The organism is Methylobacterium sp. WL6 (assembly GCF_008040095.1).
Classification (GTDB): domain Bacteria; phylum Pseudomonadota; class Alphaproteobacteria; order Rhizobiales; family Beijerinckiaceae; genus Methylobacterium.
The window spans coordinates 1-3,551 of the sequence record NZ_VRVH01000386.1 but is presented as its reverse complement, the minus strand read 5'-3'; the positions used below and the strand labels follow the sequence as shown (position 1 = coordinate 3,551).

Here is a 3,551-nt window from a genome sequence, read left to right as displayed (position 1 = left end):
GCGCTTCCGCGCCCGGGTGCGCAAGCTCGCCCGCCGCCACGCCCGGACGCTCGCCCTGCGCCGCCGGCAGGAAAGCTTCGTCGACGCCTACGGCAACCGCATCGTCGACGGCTGGCTGCGCGAGCGCGACTACTTCGTCGCGCGCACCGTGGTGCCGGACCTGACCGCGCGCGGCTTCGCGGACCTGTGCGCGGCGCGGGCGGACACGATCCTGTCCATCGTCGAGGCGGTGGCCGAGGCGGTGGACCTGCCCGAGGACGACGCGGCGCCCGAGGAGGGCGTGCCCTACGAGCGGTTCTGCGCCGCGCGGCTCGAGCGCGCCGGCTGGCGCACGCACCCGACCCCGGCGAGCGGCGACCAGGGCGCCGACATCGTCGCCGAGCAGGGCCGCACCCGCCTCGTCGTGCAGTGCAAGCGCTACGGCCGCCCGGTCGGCAACGCCGCGGTGCAGGAGGCGGCCGCCGCCGCCCGCTACTGGTCCGGCGACATGGCCGCCGTGGTCACGAATGCCGGCTTCACCCCCGCCGCCCGCAAGCTCGCCGCCGCCACCGACGTGCTGCTGCTGCACCACGACGATCTCGACGACCTGCGCCCGATGCGGACCGTCCTGGCCGCGCGGGGCTGACGGCTCTTCTCCTCTTCCCTCCCCCGACGGATCTCGGGCTTGCCCGAGGTCCGCACCCCGTGTGCCCAAGTCGGGCAGGCCCGACTTGGGTGCGGGGGAGGGAAAGACACGGCGCGTGCGCCCCTAGAACAGCCCGTCGATCTGGCCGTTCGCGTCGAGGCGGATCGTGTCGGCGGCCGGCACCCGCGGCAGGCCCGGCATGGTCATGATCTCTCCGCAGATCACCACGACGAAGCCGGCCCCGGCCGAGAGGCGCACGTCGCGCACCGCGACCACGTGGCCCTCGGGGGCGCCGATCAGGGTCGGGTCGGTCGAGAACGAGTATTGGGTCTTGGCCATGCAGACCGGCAGGTGGCCGTAGCCGTCCTTCTCGAAGGTGGCGAGCTTGCCCGCCGCCTTGGACTCGATCTGGATGTCGGCGGCGCCGTAGAGCTTGGTCGCGATCGCCTTGACCTTGTCCGACAGCTTGGCCTCGGCCTCGTAGGTGTAGGCGATCGGCTTCGGCGCGCCCTGGGAGAGCGCCACCACCGCATGGGCCAGGGCCTCGGCGCCGGCGCCGCCCTCCGCCCAGTGCTTGCAGGTGATCGCCTCGACGTCGAGGCGTTCGCGACAGAGGTCGCGCAGCTTGGCGTGCTCGGCATCGGTGTCGGCGTGGAAGTGGTTGACCGCCACCACCACCGGCAGGCCGAAGCCGCGCACGTTGGCGACGTGGCGCGCCAGGTTGGCGAACCCCTTCTCGAGGGCGTCGACGTTCTCGGCCCCGAGGTCCTTCTTGTTGACCCCGCCGTGCATCTTCAGCGCCCGCACCGTGGCGACGATGACCACCGCGGACGGCGACAGGCCGGCCTGCCGGCACTTGATGTCCAGGAACTTCTCCGCGCCGAGGTCGGCGCCGAAGCCGGCTTCCGTCACGGTGTAGTCGGCGAGCCTGAGGCCGGCGCGGGTGGCGATCACCGAGTTGCAGCCGTGGGCGATGTTGGCGAAAGGGCCGCCGTGGATCAGCGCCGGGTTGCCCTCCAGCGTCTGCACCAGGTTCGGCTGCAGCGCGTCCTTCAGCAGCACCGTCATCGCGCCGGTGGCCTTGACGTCCTTCAGGGTCACGAGCTTGCGGTCGCGGGTCTCGGCGACGACGATGCGGCCGAGGCGCTCCTCGAGGTCGGCGAGGTCCTTGGCGAGGCAGAACACCGCCATGACCTCGGAGGCCACGGTGATGTCGAAGCCGTCTTCCCGCGGAAACCCGTTGGCGACGCCGCCGAGCGACTGGGTGATCGCGCGCAGCGCCCGGTCGTTCATGTCGACGACCCGGCGCCAGTGGATGCGGCGCACGTCGATGTTGAGCTCGTTGGCCCAGTAGACGTGGTTGTCGATCAGCGCCGCGGCGAGCGCGTGCGCCGAGGTGATGGCGTGGAAGTCGCCGGTGAAGTGCAGGTTGATCTGCTCCATCGGCACGACCTGGGCCTTGCCGCCGCCGGCCGCGCCGCCCTTCATGCCGAAGCAGGGCCCGAGCGAGGGCTCGCGCAGGCAGATCATGGTCTTCCGGCCGATGCGGTTCAGCGCGTCGCCGAGGCCGACCGTCGTCGTGGTCTTGCCCTCGCCCGCCGGGGTCGGCGAGATCGCGGTGACGAGGATCAGCTTGCCCTCGGGCTTGCCCTCGAGGCCGCCGATGAAGCCGTGATCGAGCTTGGCGATGTGCTTGCCGTAATTGTGCAGGGCGTCGTCGGGGATGCCGAGCTTCTCGGCGACCTGCGCGATCGGCTGCAACGTCGCCGCGCGGGCGATCTCGATGTCGGAGGGCATGGTTTCCTCAACCTTTGGCACGAGGGCGTCGTGTGGCGTCCGGTTTTGTCCGCGACGTCCGTTCAAGCCGGCGTTGTGCCGTGCGACGGGCGCAAGACCAAGCGCAACGCCCGGCCGATTCCGACATTTTGCGTCAGCTCCGGTCGAAAAGCGCGTCGAAATTATTCGCTGCGCCGACAAATTCGATTTGGCGCGCCTTCAGCCGGTCATCGCGGTGGCGGTGTAGCCGGCCTTGGTCAGCGCCTCGGCCAGCACGAGGCTCTGGGCCGAGGTCCGGATCGCGACGCGCTCGTGCGCCCGGTCGACCGCGACCTCCGCCGCCGGATCGATCCGCTGGACGATGCGGCGCACCGACGCCTCGCACCCGCCGCAGGTCATGCCCTCGACCCGCATCAGAAGTTCGCCCTGCGCGTCCATGCCGTCGCTCCGTCGATCGATCGCCTGCCACCGATCTCGGGCGCCGGGCCGGGCGCGGCAAGGGCGGAGCAGGGCGAGGATTGGGCGCGCGAAGCCGCAAGCGGGCGAAGAAACTTCCGGATGTCACACTCGCGGAAAACCGCCGCGCCGGCTCACCTGCGCGCTTGCGGCTCCGCAGGCCCTCGGCGACAAAAGGGCTCCGCGGCCCCGATCAGGCAGGCCCGGGCTCCCCCCGAATCCAGGCAAGAAGGCACCCGTGGCGAACCGACCCACAGCCCGGAGGATCGGCCGGCATGCGGGCCTGTGGTCGATGGGTCTGCTCGGCCTCGTTGCGCTCGCGCCGCTCGCCGCCCTGATGCCCACGGTCGGCGCGCTCGCGCTCGGGGGGCTCGCCGCGTTCGGCGCGCTCGCGGCCCATGCCCGTGCGAGCGGGCTGAAGGCCCGCTGCGACAAGCTCTCGGCCGAGCTCGACACCCTGTCGAAGCGCCTGCTCAAGGCCGAGGCGGCCGGCCGGGCCGATCCGGCGCAGGCCGGGCTGCCGCGCGACGTCGAGGAGCTGACCGTCGAGATCGGCCTGCTCAGCGGCATCGTGCGCGACCTCGCGGCCGTGGTCGGCACGCAGGACGGCGAGGTCGCGCGGCTGAAGCAGCAGGCCGCCGACCTGGCCGCCTCGAAGCCGGCGCCCGCCCCGGAACCGCCGCCGGCCCCAACC

Annotated in this window: 3 protein-coding genes and 1 pseudogene; 2 read left to right on the top strand and 2 right to left on the bottom strand. The window is 72.1% G+C overall.

The features are described 5' to 3' along the window. A partial coding sequence (locus tag FV230_RS26030) for a restriction endonuclease (RefSeq protein ID WP_147844444.1) occupies positions 1 to 625 on the top strand: 625 nt, incomplete at its 5' end. Positions 626 to 748: 123 nt separating this feature from the next. On the opposite strand, the gene FV230_RS26025 is transcribed toward FV230_RS26030, so the two are convergent. Both FV230_RS26025 and FV230_RS26020 read right to left on the bottom strand, forming a co-directional pair. Continuing rightward, positions 749 to 2,422 (bottom strand): formate--tetrahydrofolate ligase, encoded by a 1,674-nt coding sequence (locus FV230_RS26025; protein ID WP_147729048.1) that lies wholly within the window; start codon positions 2,420 to 2,422, stop codon positions 749 to 751. Positions 2,423 to 2,620: 198 nt separating this feature from the next. Further along, positions 2,621 to 2,839 (bottom strand): heavy-metal-associated domain-containing protein, encoded by a 219-nt coding sequence (locus FV230_RS26020; protein ID WP_147729049.1) that lies wholly within the window; start codon positions 2,837 to 2,839, stop codon positions 2,621 to 2,623. Between the two features lie 256 nt (positions 2,840 to 3,095). Between FV230_RS26020 and FV230_RS26015 the strand changes: the two are divergent. Then, a pseudogene (locus FV230_RS26015) lies at positions 3,096 to 3,551 on the top strand (diguanylate phosphodiesterase); the annotation flags it as partial.